The organism is Acinetobacter sp., assembly GCF_036666595.1.
Classification (GTDB): Bacteria; Pseudomonadota; Gammaproteobacteria; order Pseudomonadales; family Moraxellaceae; genus Acinetobacter.
Genome location: NZ_JAVWVO010000019.1, coordinates 1 through 17,249 on the forward strand (window position 1 = coordinate 1; position 17,249 = coordinate 17,249).

11 protein-coding genes are annotated in these 17,249 nt (G+C 37.1%); 7 read left to right on the forward strand and 4 right to left on the reverse strand.

The window, feature by feature from the left end; genetic code table 11:
- The 3 genes from RR876_RS16315 to RR876_RS16325 all read left to right on the forward strand — a co-directional run.
- Positions 1–2,832 (forward strand): OmpA family protein (locus tag RR876_RS16315; protein ID WP_332637108.1); only part of this gene is annotated, 2,832 nt, incomplete at its 5' end.
- A 9-nt stretch (positions 2,833–2,841) separates the two neighbouring features.
- Positions 2,842–6,549, forward strand: a complete 3,708-nt coding sequence (locus tag RR876_RS16320) for a hypothetical protein (RefSeq protein WP_332637109.1) — start codon at positions 2,842–2,844, stop codon at positions 6,547–6,549.
- Between the two features lie 296 nt (positions 6,550–6,845).
- A complete protein-coding gene (locus RR876_RS16325; protein WP_168379835.1) occupies positions 6,846–7,271 on the forward strand; it encodes a hypothetical protein in 426 nt (141 codons plus the stop codon).
- Between the two features lie 482 nt (positions 7,272–7,753).
- Here RR876_RS16325 and nadS read toward each other — a convergent pair whose 3' ends face one another.
- The 4 genes from nadS to RR876_RS16345 all read right to left on the reverse strand — a co-directional run bounded on the left by nadS (position 7,754) and on the right by RR876_RS16345 (position 10,852).
- Positions 7,754–8,026, reverse strand: coding sequence for a NadS family protein (nadS, locus tag RR876_RS16330; protein WP_332637110.1), 273 nt, complete (start codon positions 8,024–8,026; stop codon positions 7,754–7,756).
- Positions 8,019–8,339 (reverse strand): type II toxin-antitoxin system RelE/ParE family toxin, encoded by a 321-nt coding sequence (locus tag RR876_RS16335; protein ID WP_332637111.1) that lies wholly within the window; start codon positions 8,337–8,339, stop codon positions 8,019–8,021. Before RR876_RS16335 ends, nadS begins: the two co-directional genes overlap by 8 nt.
- A 100-nt stretch (positions 8,340–8,439) precedes the next feature.
- Positions 8,440–10,197: a hypothetical protein gene (locus tag RR876_RS16340; protein WP_332637112.1), complete on the reverse strand. Its 1,758-nt coding sequence runs from the start codon at positions 10,195–10,197 to the stop codon at positions 8,440–8,442.
- 346 nt (positions 10,198–10,543) lie between these two features.
- On the reverse strand, positions 10,544–10,852 hold the full coding sequence (locus RR876_RS16345; protein WP_332637113.1) for a hypothetical protein: 309 nt from the start codon (positions 10,850–10,852) through the stop codon (positions 10,544–10,546).
- Positions 10,853–12,567: 1,715 nt separating this feature from the next.
- On the opposite strand from RR876_RS16345, the gene repM reads away from it, so the two are divergent.
- The 4 genes from repM to RR876_RS16365 all read left to right on the forward strand — a co-directional run.
- Positions 12,568–13,509 (forward strand): replication initiation protein RepM, encoded by a 942-nt coding sequence (gene repM, locus RR876_RS16350; protein WP_332637114.1) that lies wholly within the window; start codon positions 12,568–12,570, stop codon positions 13,507–13,509.
- A 164-nt stretch (positions 13,510–13,673) separates the two neighbouring features.
- The gene (locus RR876_RS16355) at positions 13,674–14,318 is read left to right on the forward strand and encodes an AAA family ATPase (RefSeq protein ID WP_332637115.1); all 645 of its coding nucleotides are present in this window, start codon (positions 13,674–13,676) and stop codon (positions 14,316–14,318) included.
- The gene (locus RR876_RS16360) at positions 14,315–14,605 is read left to right on the forward strand and encodes a hypothetical protein (RefSeq protein ID WP_332637116.1); all 291 of its coding nucleotides are present in this window, start codon (positions 14,315–14,317) and stop codon (positions 14,603–14,605) included. The genes RR876_RS16355 and RR876_RS16360 overlap by 4 nt, the downstream gene beginning before the upstream one ends.
- 203 nt (positions 14,606–14,808) lie before the next feature.
- A partial coding sequence (locus RR876_RS16365) for a CshA/CshB family fibrillar adhesin-related protein (protein WP_332637117.1) occupies positions 14,809–17,249 on the forward strand: 2,441 nt, incomplete at its 3' end.

Consider the following 17,249-nt stretch of genomic DNA (forward strand, 5'->3'; position numbering starts at 1 on the left):
CCAGTAACCAAACCTGCAGTCAATGTGAAGAAGACCACGACAGCTACCGCTGCCAAAGTCGGCGATAACATCGACTTTACCGTGCGTGTGACTGTAACCAATTCTCAAACCACGGATGTGATTACCCTAAACGATACATTAGGCGCAGGCTTAACGTATGTAAGTGGTACTGCTCCAAGTGGTTGGACCATCGCAGGTTCAGGCCAAGCGATTAGCATGACTGCGCCGAAAGGACTGGTGCCAGGTACTTACGATGTGAAGTACATCGCAACTGTTGGTGCCGATGCCATTAATAATGTGGTCAACAAAGTCGTCGCAACAGGTACGGATAAACCAACCTGTACCACTGCGGCAGATTGTGAAACAACAACGCCAGTAACCAAACCTGCAGTCAATGTGAAGAAGACCACGACAGCTACCGCTGCCAAAGTCGGCGATAACATCGACTTTACCGTGCGTGTGACTGTAACCAATTCTCAAACCACGGATGTGATTACCCTAAACGATACATTAGGCGCAGGCTTAACGTATGTAAGTGGTACTGCTCCAAGTGGTTGGACCATCGCAGGTTCAGGCCAAGCGATTAGCATGACTGCGCCGAAAGGACTGGTGCCAGGTACTTACGATGTGAAGTACATCGCAACTGTTGGTGCCGATGCCATTAATAATGTGGTCAACAATGTCACCGCTTCTGGTGGAGACAATCCAAGTTGTACAACTTGTACAACCACAACACCTGTGAAGCGAGAAATTTTAGCTGTAGATGATAATTATGGTGTTCATAAAGGTGGCGGTGAAGAGAAGCTTTTAGGTAATGCTTTCTCCGAAAATGACACCTTAAATCAAGTTTCATTTAATGTTTCTAATGTCACAGGAAAAGTATTAACACCTGCAACTCCTATCAATGGAAACCCTTTAGTTCCAGTGCTAGACGTAGTTACAGCGAACGTTACGCTTCCAGCTGGCACACCAGCGGGTGATTACATCATTCACTATCAGATTTGTGACAATCTAGAGCTGTCTAACTGTTCTACTGCTTATATTAGAGTCAAAGTTTTGGCCGACGAATCTCAGTTGCGCATTGTCAAATCGGTTGCTGTAAAAAATGTACAGGTAGGTGATCTCGTTCGTTACAGTATCCAAGTTACGAACATTGGGCAGGTGGATGTACAAAATGCATATATTGTAGATACACCAGCAACTGGTTTTACCTATGTTTCAGGTTCTGTAACAAGTTCTGGACTGGGTAATCAAATCACAGCAACTGGAACACGACCTGTAGTGTTTAATGGGCTAAATCTTGCTGCTGGTCAATCCGGCACAATTAGCTATTTAACCAAAGTCGGTGCGGGTATCCAGCAGGGTACACATACAAATACAGCTATCACTAAAAACTCTGATGGCGATGATATTTCTAATAAAGCCACAGCTTCGGTACAGTCTGGTAATGATCCTCTGCTAGATGAATCATTGATCTTCGGAACAGTCTTTAATGATATTGACCGTGATGGATGGCAAGACAGTGCTGCCGTAAGTGGTTTGAATGTGAAAGGTGGATTTACGCCTAATGTATATGTTCCAAACTCAACCGTCGTTGATCGCGGAAATGGTTTTGAGGCAGAGGCAGATGCAAGTTCTCCGATGCTACATGGGATTGCATTGGGTAACATTACTGCACGTCAATCTGAAGCCGATCCAGTCAGTAAACATCAGATTATTATTCGCCAAAAGTTAAAAGCTCTTTCATTCACAGATGATTTTGTCTTGAAAAATGACCAAGGTGTAACTGTTCGTTTATCAAAAGATGGTCAGGCTCAAGTCGAGAAATCTGGAGAAGCGAAAGCTGGACGTAATGCTGTGGAATTACATGTTCAGCGGGTCGTAACGTCTGTTTCTGACGGTTATCAAGTTGACTATATTATTCAGAATGTAGGGATTGATGAAAAGGGAATTCCTGGTGTTCGCGTTGCTTCAGTCGAAGGTCTACTGATGGAAACGGATCAGTTCGGTCGTTATCACCTTGTTGGTATTGATGGAGGAAATTGGGAGCGTGGTAGAAACTTTATTCTAAAAGTAGACCCAAGCACTTTACCTGCAGGCTCAGAATTCACAACGAATAACCCACTGTTGCGTCGTATTACACCAGGACTTCCAACACGTTATGACTTTGGTGTTTACACACAACCTGAGTTATTACAAGGGAAAACATTTATTACAGAACTCGAATTAGGGGAAGTTCTATTTGAACCTAATCAAGCAGTAATTCGAGAAAAATATGTTCCTGTATTAAAAACTATTGCGGAAAAAGTTGAAAAATTCCATGGGGGTAATTTAACGATCATGGCTGATGGTGAGAGTGAAGCACTTGCATTTGCAAGAGCTGAGGCTGTTCAAAATACATTGAGAAAATATGTATCGCAGGAAACTGCATCACAGACTCAAATCTCTATCCGTACAACTGTACAAAATCAGAATCAGTTACTTGGAGGCGTGAATGGGCAAGGTGTTGTAGTTGGAACAGTACTATTCAAAACCGATAAAGCAGATGTCGATCCACGTTATATCCCGATGCTTAAACAAGTTGCTCAACACTTAAATCGTTCAGGGGTAAAAGTTGTATCTATTGTTGGTCACACGGATGTTCGTGCAAACCATGAATACAATAGAAAACTTGGATTAAGAAGAGCTGAATCTGTTTACAAAGCGTTATTGCCATATCTATCTGATGAGGTAAGACAGACGTTACAGGTCACTGTTGCTGACGATGTTAAAAAAACTGGCTCTTCAAAAGCGAGCCAGCCTTTAACCCAGAAAAAAGCAGATAATAAATAAGAGGCCACCATGAAAGTTAAATTATTGAGTTATATGATTGCCTCATTCATGGCTGGGTCAACTTCACTTGTCTGGGCCGCTTCTCATGAAGCGCCCCAATCATTGGGTGAAAATGATTTAAAGAAAGGTTGTCAGGATAATCAGTGCTTCGATAATGGAAAGATGCTCTTCCGATTGGCGTCTCAAAGTTATGATGAGCCTATTACACAAGGGTTATCTAAGAAGTCGTCTTCTGAAGAGCTATCTCCAGATCGTCGTGTCACCTTAGAACTTACTCCAGAAGCACAGCCAGGTATCGCCAAAGTGAAAGGAAGTTTCTATGCAGAGCTTCCTCATGGCGGAGTAGTCTGGGCAACTGAAGACCCTACGCCTGGTCAAGCTGAACTCACAGTCTCTGGACCGTCGGTTGTTGCTTTTTCAGATGGAAAAATTACTAAGCCTGTCACATTCTTTGCACGAAGTAACTATTCTTCATTTATTAAAAAAATGGAGTTACTGATTTTTAGAAGCAATGATTCTGACTTTGTGACTCCTTTGGCTACTATTCCTCTTACGCCAGGAAGCGTGATCGAAACTGAATGGAATGGCCAACTGTCTTCTGCATATAAATATCGTGAAGGTGATCAGCTCATCTATATCGTTCGAGCTTATGACGAAAACGGACAGTTTGATGAAACTTATCCTTCACAATTTCAGTTAGTTACTCCTCAAGAGGAACAACGTAATAACACCTTATTGCGTAATAATCTTGAAAAAAGTATGAATACATCTTTGACATCTCAAGATGCAGTAACGCAAAGTCTGATTAATAATGTGTTTGCGGGAAATGGTCTTAGACAGCAAAACATCCTGTTTCATGGATCAAAAATTCGCGTACAAGGCCGAAATATCCCCTCAAATAGCCGGTTAGAGATTAACAATCAGAGCTATCCAGTAGATCTAGAAGGAAAATTTGTTGCTGAGTATCTTATGCCTGTTGGCCAGCATCAATTTAATATCCGCGTTGGCAATAATGAGGAAATGATTGAAAAAACATTGCCTATTAATGTGACCGGGAAATATTTCTTTGGTATGGCTATTGCTGATCTTACCATCCAGCAGCAGGATATCACTGGCTCTCATGAAATAACGGCTGCTGCAGGTAGAGATGATGATTTACTAACTGATGCAAGATTGGCTTTTTATATTAAATCAAAACTTAAAGCAAAATATTTGATTACTGCTCAAGCAGATACGACTGAAAAAGAAATCAGTGAATTATTCACAGGGTTTACGGATTCTTACCCTGAAGATGTATTTCGTCGTTTAGACCCTGATCAATATTATCCAACATATGGTGATGATTCGACGACAACTCGAGATGTTGATACCCAAGGTCGAATGTATTTACGAGTAGATTGGGACAAAAACCAAGCATTATGGGGTAATTACTCAACTGGTTTTACCGGTACAGAGCTCGCTCAATACCAACGTTCACTATATGGCGGAGCTTTAGATTGGCGCAGTAATCGCTCGACAATTTATGGTGATGAAAAAACTCGTGTGCGTCTATTTGGTTCAGATGCAAATACGGCTCATGGTCATACTGAATTGTTGGGAACAGGCGGAAGTTTGTACTACTTACGTCATACCGATATTCTACCTGGATCTGATAGTGTCACATTGGAGATTCGAGATAAGGCCACTGGTAGAACTGTTTCAACAAAGCAATTAATCAGCGGTGCCGACTATGAGTTTGATGCGTATCAAGGCAGGATTATTACCCGACGACCTTTGTCTCAAATTGCACGTGAAGATCGAAATAGTATTACGATAGATAAGCCTTTAGATGGTTACGAGCAACGCTTGATTGTTGATTATGAATATGCACCAAAAGGTATGGATGATCAGTTAACGATGGGGGTCAGAGCTAAACACTGGTTAAATGACCATATTGGCGTTGGGGCTACCTATGTTGATGAAGAAAACTCAGGCGATGACTATAACCTAAAAGCAGCTGATCTTACATTGAAGGCTGGTCGTGGTACCTATCTAAAAGTAGAACATGGCCAAAGTGAGTCAACAAGCGTTCCTATCTTCTTTTCTGATAATGGTGGTCTAAGCTTTACACAGTTAACCTCAAATGCACCACGAGATGGGAAAGCTACCTCTGTAGAAGCTCGAATTAACTTTAAAGAGCAAGGTCTGACAAATAATGAATGGAGCGCTGGAGCATGGTGGAGAAATCTCGATGCTGGCTATTCTTCATCTCGAACAGATTATTTTGGTCAAGACATTACAGAGTATGGAGCAGAAGTATTAGGTGAAATAAAACCAGACCTCACTTTATATACGAAACATAGTCAGGCTGAGCGCGGACAAGAATCTCTTACACAAAATCAGGTGACAACAGAATGGCGATTTAAAGACGAAAAAACGTTAACAGCTGAAGTCAAACGTGTTGATGAAGAGCGTTTAAATGGTGATGCTGCTGGAACACTTGCGGCTATAAAATATAGTCAAAGGCTAACCCCATCATTAGAGCTATATGGTATAGGCCAAGCGACTATCGATAAAGAAGGGCTCTATGAAAATAATGATGCCTTAACATTAGGTGGTCGCTATTTATTTGGGGACCAGTCGTCACTAAGTGCATCAGCTACCCAAGGAAGTCGAGGGGACTCGGCGACAGTTTCTGGAGAATACCAACTGACACCAGAGCATAGTTTGTATGGTGCTTATACACTCGCTACGGACACCACTCAGTATGATAGTCTCTTTAATAACAGTAATCAGGCTGGTTGGACTTTGGGACAACGTTGGCGTCTCACCCAAAAGACCAACTTATATAATGAGAGCCAATATCTAAAAGACCCACATAATGGGAATGCACTAGTGCATACTTTTGGTATGGATTTTTACCCTGCAGACAACTGGAATCTTGGTTATTCTCTGCAACATGGGGACTTAGATGCTACTAGTGGTGAAGTAAAGCGTAAAGCAATTAGTGTCTATGGTGGAAGGACGACAGCTTATACAAATTGGCAAAGTAAGCTTGAGTGGCGAGAAGACTCTGGCAGTGAAGAACGAACTCAATGGGTAACAACGAATACGCTTCGTCATAAAATTAACGATAGTTGGACATTAGCTGCTAAAGCAAATTATTCAGAAACAAAAGATCATTTGAATTCGGAAGCTGGTGCCAAATTTGCTGAAAGTAGCTTAGGTTTCGCATACCGTCCTTGGAACGATTCTCGTTGGGGTGTTTTTGGTCGCTATACTTATGTATATGATTTATCCTCATTAGGGCAGGTTGGTAATGATGAGACGAATATTACCTCATCATCATATTATGATCAGCAAGCTCATGTGGCATCACTGGAAGGCGTTTATCGTTGGAATCATCGCTTTGAAACAGCGTTAAAAGTTGCTGATCGTGTTGGCAAAGTACGAATGGGCCGAGATCAAGGACAGTGGTTTGATTCCGATACTACATTTACCGCTGTTCAAGCTCGTTATGAAGTAATAAATAACTGGCATGCATTAGGTGAATATCGTTGGCTAAATGTTCAAGACAGTGGCGATAAACAAGGCTTTCTTGTAGGTATAGACAAAGATATCACTAAAAATTTCCGTGTTGGTGTTGGTTATAACTTTACGGAGTTTAGTGGTGATTTAACACGAGTCGATGATTTCAAAAATAAAGGATGGTTCCTCAACTTTGTAGGTTATTACTAATTCAACTTAAGGCTGGACTAACATCTATTTAGTTATTTCAGCTTTTAGAGTTATTTGAATAAGCTTACAGAATAAAGAACTTATTTAAGCGTTGATTGTTTAAAGAAGCTAATAAGAAAAAGAGTAATTTGGTTACAAAAAACCCAAATTACATGAAATATCCACTAAAAAGCCCCGTTTAGTCAAATGGGGCTTCTTAGTAGATCTCAATATCTTGATTTAAAACAACTTATCGAGTGCATTTCGTATAACGTGCATTATGTTAATTTTAGATAAACTTTAAAGAACAAAAAAATATGTGTGAATGCCAATCTGTAGATAATTTTTTTGTATGTCCTACTAGTTTTTCAGATGTTTTCAGTCATAACTACAATATGAAGTATAAGTTTCCTCACTACTTCATTGAAGATCCTCCATGTGAGGAAGCTAAACCAGAATTTGATTATGGTGAGTTTTATTATGTTTGTACCGAGTGTCAGCAAGCTTGGTATTTTGAATGTTATCCAGAAACACCAACAGGCCCAATTTTTGGAATCAAAATTCCAGATATGAGCCAAGTATTAAGCCAAAACCGAATAAACAGTATTAAACAATTCTTAGTTGTTTTAGCTCATGAAGGCTTTTCAGAAAATAAGTGTATTCATAACGGATGTATGGACTATTCACTTAATGGAATTAAGGTATGTCTAAATCATTTTGGCTATAAATTTAGTCCTTATTAAAAGATTCATTTAACATAATAGAGCTTATACGAAACGCAATACAAAAAAACGTTGTTTTTCATACGGTTAAAAATTTTTAACCAACCTCGAAAACAGCAAAAAGCCGACTTAGAAACAAGTCGGCTTTTTTATGAGCAGATTTGATACTTCTTGCCAATAAATACGGTTAATATTTAATCAAAATGAAGCTTTAGTGTGTGTTATCAACCCACTCAGGACTTAAATCATCCCCAATTTCTGCGGACAACTCTTGGGATAAAAATAGGCCAACTTTGTAAGCTAAAACTTACATAAATTTAATGATTTTGCGGATTGGTAATTCAAGTCATTAGCCCTATGATGAATACATAAGGAAACTGGATGTTTCCAGACAACAAGAATAAGAAAATTGCGCAAGGAATGGGCAGCACGAGATCAGTAAGACGAGCAACCCGATATGAAAAAGCCCGACAGGATGTCGGGCTTTTTTATTATCTAAACTTTTAAATCAGAGTGGGATGAGCATCCAGAATGCGAATTAGAGTCGCTGCAGGACCAGTCGGATAGCGACGGCCTTGTTCCCAGTTTTGTAACGTTCTCGCGCTGATATGCAAACGTGCAGCAAACTCTGCCTGAGTTAAACCAGTTTTCTCACGTACTTCTTTAATATCCGGCAGTTCAAGCTCTGTGAATCGACTTGCCTTTAACTCATTACGTTTGATGGCACCTGCTTCTTTGATCGAAGCAACTAAATCATCAAATAAGTTGTTATCCATGAAATTGCTCCTTCACTAATTGACGCAGAATCGAGGTCTCTTTGTCTGTCAGATTATCTTTCATAGACTTTGGATAAGCCACCAAGAAAAAAATCTGATCATCCTCTGTGACCCAATAATAGATCACACGTATACCACTACTTTTACCTTTATTGCCCTGAGCACAACGTACTTTACGAATTCCACCACCATTCTTGATTAAGTCGCCCTTATCTGGCTGTACCAAAAGATCTTGCTGGAGCTGACGATACTCTTCATCACTCACAAGCTCTTTGATTTGCTTAGTAAAAATACTGGTTTCAATGAATAACATAAATTAAAGTACGTCAATGGCGTATAAGAATTTTAGCAGTTTTAGAATGAAAAAACGAGAACTTACAGCTCTCGTTTCGCATAATCCCTATTATAAAAAATTAAATATTAAAGTCTTCTTCTACAACTAAATTTTCAATTCTTATTACTTCATCATTCCAAGCTACAACTTTTGCACACATCAGTGCCCAAGTGTCCTTAGCTCGATTATCAGTAGATAAGAAAACTTTCATCTTTGTATTTCTTCTAGACAGGGTATCCTCGTCATCTCTACCTCCCCATCTAATCATTTTTTCAACAACAAACTCCTCTTGAATAAGAATATCAACAATTTGAAAAAGTTCTTCGTCAAAGAGATTAATAAATGCAGTTCCAAAGCAACCAACACAAAATGTATTTCGATCTCCGCCACCTTTCACTAACCGAAGACTATTGATAAATTTTTGATAATTTGAATTATCACTATTAAATTCTAAACTCATATTTTTCTTATACTCTTCTAGAGTCTCTAGAATATAATACTTATTATAATAATATGGTTTTAATATTTTTAAGAAATTCAAATAATTTTCATTACCCATATGGATATATAAGAATTTTTTTGCTATAACATTTTTTGCTAAATTTTCAGGTAAATTTTCTATAAATTTTGCTACATAGAATTCCTGAATACTTTTATGAATAAAAGTATATTTATTTCCATCCTGTAATATTAAGCATGCAAATCTTGTATAATCTGATATTAAATTATAGGAATCATTAAAATCTTTAATGTTGTTCTTTTCTAAACTTATTTTTAATAAATCTACAAATTCCTGTCTATCAAAAACTTTTTTATTTTTTAAAAACGTTTCAAAACAAAATCTTTCAAATATCTTTTCTAACTGATCCTGATTTAAGCTAGAGAATGACTTTCTTTTTTCGATACCTTTTGATCTATCATGTGTGAAGGTTACCACATCGAATATATTTTTATAAAAATCAGTTACATGCTGAGGAACAGAGAATCCTACATTATATTGATTTATGAAAAGCACAACCATCAATGGAGTTGTTAATACTTCTTTAACCTCATGACTTGATTTTTCTATTGAATCTACTAATATTCTAATATTTTCTTCATTATTAACTAACTTCCTTATAAGCCCTTCCTGCTCTTCTTGTTCATATGGTTGCAAATACACATTATTAAAAAGATAGCTTTTAGTTATTATTGTTTGAGGTCTACTACTGACAGTTAATTTTAAATTACTATAATTTTGGTTTAACAACTCAATATCATGTAATGTTTCTTGAGTTAATTCCAAATCAATTTCATCAAATGCATCTAAAAATAGTGAAATCTTTCCACTTTTTAAAATTAAATCCAAATTATAATCATCAAATCCTATCCAAGATCCTAAATAGTCTTTTATTAAACTTTTAATATTCCTACTTTTTCCAATATTTTTTAATTCAATAAAAACAGGTATTCTATTATTATCAATTAAATCACGTACAGCTAAGTACTTCATTAAAATAGATTTCCCCTGTCCTACTGTTCCAACAAAAACAATATTTTCATTTACCTTTAATTCTTCAATATTTTCTATAACATAGATTTCTTTTTCATAACTTAATTTAGGCTGTTGGAAAAAATCAAATAAATTGACAGACTTATCTGAACCAGTATAAAGAGTTTTTACCTGCATTAATTTAGCAATTGATGAAACTAAATCATTATTATTAATAGATAAATTTTTTAGAGACTTTTGTTCTTTATAAAAATTTTTCAAAAAATCTGCAGTCTCTTTTATAACCGTATTTGCTACACCTCTAACAGCTGCTACTGATAAAACTTCAATCATTAAATCTTCCATTAAAAACAATCTTTATATAAAAATTTTTTTTATTTTCATATAAATATACAAAAATATAAATATTTTTTATAATATTTTATCTTAGAAATGTTCTTACTTAACCTAAGAGCCTACAAAAATTGCTTACTCTTAAAGTATTGCCGAATACCAATTTCGGACTGACGGAGCCACACATCGGTCGTCAATGACAGTAGGTAATTGTGTTTTCCTATATAGGCTTAGACTATGATTCACATTCCGCATCTACACGTTCCCAAATCTATTCGATTCCATTTAACATAAAATCTCTTATGCGAAATTTAAAAACTTAGTCATGACTAAGCTCATACATTGACAAAAATTCAGTTTAAACCTGATTAGCAATCAACTGACCTGTGAACTTTCTACTTTCTTCATATGACATCACTCTACTGTCACATATCCAGTAAACTGCTCCGAGACTGGGATAGTAGTCACCATAGCAAGTGAATCTTTCACCGTCATACCCTAATTTGCAAAATTCTTTATATAAAAAGTCAGTTTCATGTTCAAAAATAGTAGAACCTAATGACGTATTTTCATCACTAATGTATCCGTGAATTTCAAATTGTCGATATGCAATTTCAATTTCATTTAATAAATCGTCTGTTACTTCTAATTCAAACCCTATAGACATACTGACCTCACTTAATAGTTTATATTTTTCATCAATTTAATTAGGTTTTTTAATTTAGAAATAGGGGGATAACCATCATATTTAAATTCCATTTTTTTCATAAAAGACTGACCATTAGAATTAGAGATAGTCTTAGAAAAACTCCATATATGGACAAAAATTCAGGCGCCCAAAAAGTGAGGTATAGCATTCTTAAATGAGGTAACAACTTTAAGATGCAGCTTTTTGGGCTTAATCATAAGCATATCACTATATTTCACCAAATTACGAATTGGACATTTGCTATCATTTTTAGCGGCGGCAGCCTATCCTGCGCTAAATAAAAATAGTAAAACCCCGCCAAAATTTATCTTATTAACTTCATATTTTGTACTTTACATCCCTAAACCTTATCAAACCGCATCTGATTAACTTTGAAACCTTATCGAACCTTATCAAACCGCACCTAATTAACTTTGGAACCTTATCAAACCTTATCAGTACGAAAGCAGTCACTGAAATTTTGTCAATATACGAATACTTCCACGCAAATCGGACTGAATTTCTGTCAATGTATTTAGCACAACTGTTTCCTTCTCATAAATACAGAAAAATATCGCTGTAAACACACTTTAAAATCTATTTGAAACAAGTCTAGATCAAAATTACCCACACTTCCTGCTCTCATATTGAAATTGAGCTAAAAACGCAAATGAGCGTCAAATAGAAGCTATTTTTATTCTAATCGGGATGAATAGAGCGAGTGTCTACGAGCGAAGTACCAAAATTCGTACCTTGACTCTCTGAAAAACAGCTTTTTAGGCTGTGAAGCCTAAATAAGCGTAAATCACATGCAGAAGATTGGGCCTAGATCGAGCGTAGCGAGTAAAAAAGCTTTATGAGCGAAGCGAATTCCGAGTTGTTTTGCTCTTGCCTTTGCTTTTTCTTAAAGTCACAAGAGGATGATCTAAAAAATTGCCCCACGAATCGAGCGAAAGCGAGATTCAATAGAGTTTGAGCGTAGCGAAAACCAAGGGCAATTTTTCCAGTTTAAGGTTTTTAATAATTTTTAAAGTTTTTAAATGTTTTTAAATTTGCTTGAAGCCTTTATTAACAAGCATTTCCTCGGCCATATAACAACGTTTTCTCGGTCATATAACAACGTTTCCTCGGTCATATAACAACGTTTCCTCGGTCATATAACAACGTTTCCTCGGTTTAAAGCAACAGGTATAATTCTGTTGCTATATATTAATCAATCCTCTTAGGAGTAAATCATTGTAATTATCTTTACTCCCCTCAAACATGAGGGGCATATAACAACGTTTCCTCGGTTCACATACAGCCCTAATACTTTCTGCTTTTAAGCTAAGAATAAGCCTTACCTATAGTCACTCTAAAACATCTCATATGACAACGTTTCCTCGGTCCCCATGCCTGCTCTAATACTTTTTGCTTTTAAGCTAAGAATAAGCATTATTTACAGTGGTTGTATCAATTCAAATCTGCTCTCAAACATGGCATATGACAACGTTTTCTCGGCTTATAAGAAGTTAGCTTTTAAATAATAATTATAGAAATTAATTTTCATCTGACGAAAAGCTCTACTTTCCCTCAAACGTAGCTAGATTAATTCAAACTAACTATAATGATTAAAATTAGATCAAATTTGTTGACAGAAGCAATCAATGATGCTTGTATAGCAACAAATATTAAATTGTTGCTTTATAACTTGTATGGCAGATCTTGTAGTTAAATCTAATAAATTAGTACAAGCACTTCAGTCCTTAACTTTATCAGAGACTCGCTTAATTCAACTTGCCATTATAGATGCAAGAGAAACAGGACAAGGATTATCTGCAGATGAACCTCTAGAATTGAGCGCTCTTCGGTATGCTAAAGCTTTTAACGTTTCTCCAGATACTGCTTATCTAGCATTAATTGAAGCAGAAGATTCTTTATTTAAAAGACAATTCACGATTGCAAATGAAGATGGTAGCTTAACAAAAAGTCGCTGGATTCAAGATGCTAATTATAAAAAAGGTGAAGGGCGAATCTTAGTTACTTTGACTCGTGTTGTTATTGAACATATAACTAAAATAGATGGGTTTTCACAATATTTCACAAGTTACCATTTGAAAAAAACCTCTGATTTTAAAAGTGTCTATGCTGTTCGTTTATATGAATTATTAATGCAGTGGAAAACTCTAGGGAAAACTCCTATTTTTGAATTAAATAAATTTCGTAGTCAACTCGGTATAGCTGTTAATGAATATACTCGAATGGAAGCATTTAAGAGACGGGTTTTAGATATTGCTATCGACCAGATTAATGAATTTTCTGATATCACTGTTGAATACGAACAACATAAAAATGGACGCTCAATCTTAGGGTTCTCATTTAACTTTAAATACAAAAAATCGGCCCGAAATGAGCTATCAGGCAAAAAAGAATTGAGTATGCGAAACATTTATTCAAAGATAACAGATAAGCAAAGGTTCTTATTTTCTAATAAATTAGCAGAGCTGCCAGAGATGTCTAAATACTCTCAAGGTACCGAAAGTTATCAGCAATTCTCTGTACGTATTGCTGAAATGTTAACTGATAACACTAAATTTGAGGAGTTATTTCCTTTTCTAGAAAAAGTTGGATACTTATCGAATAGCAATCAAGAGTAAGTTATGTAAGTTATGTAAGTTATGTAAGTTATGTAAGTTATGTAAGTTATGTAAGTTATGTAAGTTATGTAAGTTATGTAACAATATATCACATATATAATATTGATTTATAAGATTTAACAACGCATTATTAAAGTTAAATAAGTTACGTAAGTTACATAACAATGATTATTCTGGTTGGTGGAGAAAAAGGTGGCTCTGGAAAAAGTTGCCTCGCACAAAATTTAGCTGTTTATCTCCAAAAAAAAGAGCGTGATATTTTACTTCTAGACGCTGATCCACAAGGAACTACTACTGATTGGATCAAAGAGCGAGATGAAAACTCAGACCTTAAAAATATTCCTTCTGTTCAAGCAGCGGGTAATATCAGACAAGTATTAGAGGATCTATCTAAAAGATATCAAGACATCATTATTGATGCTGGCGGTCAAGATTCGGAGGCATTGCGTTCAGCAATGACGATTGCAACTCACATGCTTTTACCATTCAGACCTAAAAGACGAGATCTAAAAACATTAGTCCATGTAGAAAAACTGATCCGATTAGCTAAAGCTGTAAATCCAGAACTTTACACAAGGGCTGTTATTACACAATGCCCAGCTCTTCCGAGCCAAGTTCAAAGAATTCTCGATGCTAAAGAAGCTTGTGAATCCTTCGATCTTGAACCTTTAAAAAACTTTACATGCAATCGAAATATTTATGATGATGCTGATGAAAATGGTTTATCTGTATTTGAAATGCAATCAGATGAAAAAGCAAAACAAGAGATTGAATATATTGCTAATGAGTTTTTTGGAGAATCTTTATGACTTTAAAAGGGCTAAAAAAATCTGATCAAACTGCTAATCAGATTTCCATAGATGATTTTATTAAAGGTGCTTCTAACCGAGTAAAAGAGATTGAACCTTCTCAGCAAAAATATAAGAGATTTACATTTTCTTTGACTGAAGACATTAATAAGGAAATTGATGATCTTGTTATTAATTGCCGAGTTGCAAAAGCAAATCGCTCATTAATTTTAAAAGCCGCGCTACACCAATTAACACTGTTATCTCCTGATGAACTTCAGCAGGTTGTTTCAAAAGAAATAAAATAAATCTAATTATTTTACGTAAGTTATTTAGCTTATTTAAGTTAAATAACTTACGTAAGCTTTACAATTAAAATAATGTAATACGCAGCATTTATTTAACAAAAATGTACAAACTTCTCACTTTAATAGTAGAATTATCACCAATTATGTACATTTAAAAATAACTTATGAAATTTCTTAGGTTTATTACCTCTTTTTGTATTTTAATGTTGTACGGATTTTCACAGACTGCATTAGCTGCTGCCTATGCAACTGGGGGAACTGGTAAATATAAAAATGAAATATTATGGCTCACATGGGGCGGTGGAACTAATGGCACCCATGGCGTAAATATACAAAATGGCAATAGCAGTTCGGCCTCTATTGCTGTTTCTGCCACTCAAAATTTAAATGTTACATGTACAATTAATAATATTGTTAATCGCATACAAAGTTACAGACCTGGCGGTTATCCTGCTGGTGACCGTCTAGATTATTTATATAATATTGGTGGCACAGCTAGTGCGAATCAGCTAATTTCTGGCATCGTTAACCCTGTTGATGGTGCCACAGTTAATTTTGATATTACTTGTGTTACTACCGTCGGTGGAGCTGCTTTTAACGCTCAAGGTTTTGTTATTGCTGATGCAGAATCTATGGCCACAACTGAGTCTTTTGAAGGCACAGGTAATGGGCAATGGTATTTAATTGATAAATACGTTGATACCCCTTCTAAGGCATCTGGTTATAGCCTTGCAGCGTCATCTGTTGGTAGTAATCAAACGCTTAGAATAACCACAACACAAGGTGATGCAAAACAGTCGGCTGTTACATTTTTAAAGTTTGCTACTCCAGCTGCTAGCCAAACAATGAATTTTAGGCTTAAGGGTGGTGGTAAAACGGCAATGGCTATTGGACTAGTTGTGCCATACGCCGATTTTAGTGATGCTCCCCAATCATATGATAGTGCTATGCATGTTGTGGATAGTATGACCATAACAGGTAGCCCACTGACATCTACTTCTAAACTATCTGATAGTCTTTCTATTCTTTCTCCTGAACATACACTTTATTTAGGATCAAAAGGCCCAGATGTCGAACCTGGTGCACTCTTTAGTACTGATGCAACAGGCGATGATAAAAATGGAGAAGACGATGAAGATGCATGGCAGATATGGGAAGCATCAGCGAGTTATAAAAAAATAAGTACGGTAAATAAAGGGAAACCTTATCAAGCAACTTTTTCATGTACAGGAAATGGCACAGTTGCTGGCTGGGTTGATTTCAACCGAAATGGAGTTTTTGATGGCGGGGAAAGAGCTGCATCTGCCTGTAGTAGTGGTCAAACAACATTAAATTGGACCATTCCAAATGATGTTAAGGCTGGTCAGTCTTTTATTCGCTTACGTATTGCATCAAACAACTCTGAAATTTTGGTCCCTACTGGTAGGGCTAGTGATGGCGAAGTCGAAGATAGCATCTTAACAATTGGAGCACCTAAGCTTCAGATCACAAAGGCCAATAATGCTAGCGCAGATGGTTGGACCATTGATCAAACAGATGCGGAGTATACGCTTACAGTAACAAATAAAGGTGATGTGGATACGGACGGTGAAATTACTGTCTTAGACCAAATGCCTACTGGTTTAACTGCAAAATGGACAGGTACATATAACACGAATGGATGGGCGTGTACTTTTGACAGTAACCAACTCATTACTTGTAAAAATAGTACTGCATTAAAGCCATCAAGCACCTCAGCTATAGTCTTGCCAGTAAATGTACCTCGTGAAGCCGTAACTGCTTCTCCAACCATATTTACAAACTATGCTAGTGTCGGCGGTGGTAGCGACCCCGATAAAAATACTCCTGATACGCCATCTTCATCATGTGTGAATACAGGCTATTGTGCAATTTCTGAAGTTACTGTTAAGAAACCTGCAGTCAATGTGAAGAAGACCACGACAGCTACCGCTGCCAAAGTCGGCGATAACATCGACTTTACCGTGCGTGTGACTGTAACCAATTCTCAAACCACGGATGTGATTACCCTAAACGATACATTAGGCGCAGGCTTAACGTATGTAAGTGGTACTGCTCCAAGTGGTTGGACCATCGCAGGTTCAGGCCAAGCGATTAGCATGACTGCGCCGAAAGGACTGGTGCCAGGTACTTACGATGTGAAGTACATCGCAACTGTTGGCGCCGATGCCATTAATAATGTGGTCAACAAAGTCGTCGCAACAGGTACGGATAAACCAACCTGTACCACTGCGGCAGATTGTGAAACAACAACGCCAGTAACCAAACCTGCAGTCAATGTGAAGAAGACCACGACAGCTACCGCTGCCAAAGTCGGCGATAACATCGACTTTACCGTGCGTGTGACTGTAACCAATTCTCAAACCACGGATGTGATTACCCTAAACGATACATTAGGCGCAGGCTTAACGTATGTAAGTGGTACTGCTCCAAGTGGTTGGACCATCGCAGGTTCAGGCCAAGCGATTAGCATGACTGCGCCGAAAGGACTGGTGCCAGGTACTTACGATGTGAAGTACATCGCAACTGTTGGTGCCGATGCCATTAATAATGTGGTCAACAAAGTCGTCGCAACAGGTACGGATAAACCAACCTGTACCACTGCGGCAGATTGTGAAACAACAAC

Excerpts from the sequence above, each read along its gene's own strand:
- RR876_RS16320 (WP_332637109.1), top strand. The coding sequence starts at position 2,842 with ATGAAAGTTAAATTATTGAGTTATATGATTGCCTCATTCATGGCTGGG.
- RR876_RS16325 (WP_168379835.1), top strand. The coding sequence starts at position 6,846 with ATGTGTGAATGCCAATCTGTAGATAATTTTTTTGTATGTCCTACTAGT.
- nadS (WP_332637110.1), bottom strand. The coding sequence starts at position 8,026 with ATGGATAACAACTTATTTGATGATTTAGTTGCTTCGATCAAAGAAGCA.
- RR876_RS16335 (WP_332637111.1), bottom strand. The coding sequence starts at position 8,339 with ATGTTATTCATTGAAACCAGTATTTTTACTAAGCAAATCAAAGAGCTT.
- RR876_RS16340 (WP_332637112.1), bottom strand. The coding sequence starts at position 10,197 with ATGGAAGATTTAATGATTGAAGTTTTATCAGTAGCAGCTGTTAGAGGT.
- RR876_RS16345 (WP_332637113.1), bottom strand. The coding sequence starts at position 10,852 with ATGTCTATAGGGTTTGAATTAGAAGTAACAGACGATTTATTAAATGAA.
- repM (WP_332637114.1), top strand. The coding sequence starts at position 12,568 with ATGGCAGATCTTGTAGTTAAATCTAATAAATTAGTACAAGCACTTCAG.
- RR876_RS16355 (WP_332637115.1), top strand. The coding sequence starts at position 13,674 with ATGATTATTCTGGTTGGTGGAGAAAAAGGTGGCTCTGGAAAAAGTTGC.
- RR876_RS16360 (WP_332637116.1), top strand. The coding sequence starts at position 14,315 with ATGACTTTAAAAGGGCTAAAAAAATCTGATCAAACTGCTAATCAGATT.